This is a genomic window from Bradyrhizobium sp. PRIMUS42, assembly GCF_023006515.1.
GTDB lineage: Bacteria > Pseudomonadota > Alphaproteobacteria > Rhizobiales > Xanthobacteraceae > Bradyrhizobium.
In genome coordinates this window covers 1-2,030 of the sequence record NZ_JALBGZ010000944.1, presented here as the reverse complement: position 1 = coordinate 2,030, position 2,030 = coordinate 1, and the positions used below count along the sequence as shown (strand labels likewise).

General features: G+C 63.1%; 2 protein-coding genes and 1 pseudogene. 2 read left to right on the top strand and 1 reads right to left on the bottom strand.

All coding sequences use genetic code 11. The features are described 5' to 3' along the window. Positions 1–165: pseudogene (locus MOV75_RS36030) on the bottom strand (sorbosone dehydrogenase family protein); the annotation flags it as partial. Positions 166–369: 204 nt separating this feature from the next. Between MOV75_RS36030 and MOV75_RS36025 the strand changes: the two are divergent. Further along, the gene (locus tag MOV75_RS36025; protein WP_247007745.1) at positions 370–1,560 is read left to right on the top strand and encodes a urate hydroxylase PuuD; all 1,191 of its coding nucleotides are present in this window, start codon (positions 370–372) and stop codon (positions 1,558–1,560) included. Between the two features lie 146 nt (positions 1,561–1,706). After that, positions 1,707–2,030: VOC family protein (locus MOV75_RS36020; RefSeq protein WP_247007744.1), on the top strand; the 324-nt coding region annotated here is incomplete at its 3' end.

Sequence of the window (2,030 nt, the reverse complement as noted above, 5' to 3'; positions counted from 1 at the left end):
ACCGGGCCTGACCAGATCCTGCGGCCGGATCAGCCTGACCGTGCCGGGCTTGTCGGCCCGCCAATCGCCATAAGCGTCCTTGCCCTGCAGCACCGGCTCGGCCTGCGCGCCGGTCGCAACCAGCAGTCCCGCGGATATCGCTACGGACAGAATCCTGCTCTTCACGTTGTCCTCCCGGACTGCAGCCTCGAACATCGATACCACCGCGGCAGGTCCCTGCCGCATCCCTCGTCAGCTAATGCCCGCACCATGTGCATCAGGTGCAGCCCATCGTACTGGAAAACACCGCGGATAGGTGCGACACATTGTTAGGGCGGGGGTTGCGGTCATCAAAGCTGCGGCATCGCTGTCGCAATTGACGGGATGATCATGTGGGGATCCATCATATCGGAATGGGCGAGCCTGCTGCTCCGCTGGCTGCACGTGGTCGCCGCGATCGCCTGGATCGGCAGTTCCTTTTATTTCATTGCCCTCGATCTCAGCCTCAAGCCGAAGGCTGAGCTGCCCGACGGCGTGCAGGGCGAAGCCTGGCAGGTCCATGGCGGCGGCTTCTACCGAATCATGAAATATCTGGTGGCCCCCAATCAAATGCCGGACGAGCTGACCTGGTTCAAATGGGAGGCCTACACCACCTGGCTGTCCGGATTCGCGTTGATGGTGGTGGTGTATTATCTCGAGGCCGATCTGTTCCTGGTCGACAAATCGATCCTCGACCTCACGCCATTGCAAGCCGGCCTGTTCAGCTTGTGCAGCCTCGCGCTGGCGTGGCTGCTCTACGAGGCCGCCTGCCGCACCGGGCTTGCGCGGCGCGAGCTGCCCTTTGCCATCGGCGGCTATCTGTTCCTGGTCGCGCTGACCTATGCGTTCACCCATGTGCTGAGCGGCCGCGGCGCCTTCAACCAGATCGGCGCGATCATCGGCACCATCATGGTGGCCAATGTCTTTGCCCTGATCATCCCGAACCAGAAGAAGATCGTGGCCAGCCTGATCGCGGGGCAAGCACCCGATCCAAAGCTGGGCAAGGCCAGCAAGGAGCGTTCGGTCCACAACAACTATCTGACCCTGCCGGTCGTCGTGTTGATGATCAGCAACCACTATCCCCTGCTCTACGCCACGCGCTTCAACTGGATCATCGTCGCGATCATCCTGGCGCTCGGACCCGTGATCCGCCACTTCTTCAACGAGCGCCACGCGGGACGCAAATCGCCGTGGTGGGTGTGGGGCGTCGCGGCAATTGGCGTGATCGCGATCCTCCTCCTTTCCGCGGCCGGCCCGCACGGGGTGAAGACAAGCGCGCTGTCGTCTCAGCCGACGCTCGCCAATGTCGAGGAGATCGTGATGTCCCGTTGCAGCATGTGCCATGCGGCCGAGCCGGTCTGGGCCGGCATTGTGACCGCGCCGAAGGGCATTTTGCTCGATGCGCCCGAGCACATCCATCGCAACATCCGCCTGATCGGCCGTGTCGCGGCCTGGTCGAGCGCGATGCCGCCGGGCAACATCACCGAGATGACCAGCGAGGAGCGCGCGATCCTTGCCGCCTATATCGAGCAGGCGCGCTGACACTACGCGCCGATGCCGCATTTCGCGGAATGAAATTCCATATCGCCTGTCGATTAGAAAATGACTTGACCGCTCATCCGGCGTAGACAAGATCTTGCGGTCGCCGGCGCGGCCTGAAGTCAATTTGCATTCGCGGGGAAAGAACAGTGGCCCTCAACAACGTCATCGGGATCGACCACGCCGTGGTCATGGTGCAGGACCTCGACAAGGCCGCCGAGAACTACCGGCAACTCGGTTTCACCGTCTCCCCGCGCGGCACGCATAGTGCGCATATGGGCACCGGCAACTACACTATCATGTTCGACCCCGACTATATGGAGCTGCTCGGCGTGCTCACTGCGACCGAGCACAACGCGCCGGCGCGGGCGTTCCTGGACAAGCACGGCGAAGGCATCGAGCGTATCGCCTTCACCGCGGTCGATTCCGCCGCGGGCGCGGAGGAGATCCGCGCGCGCGGCCTGACGCCGATC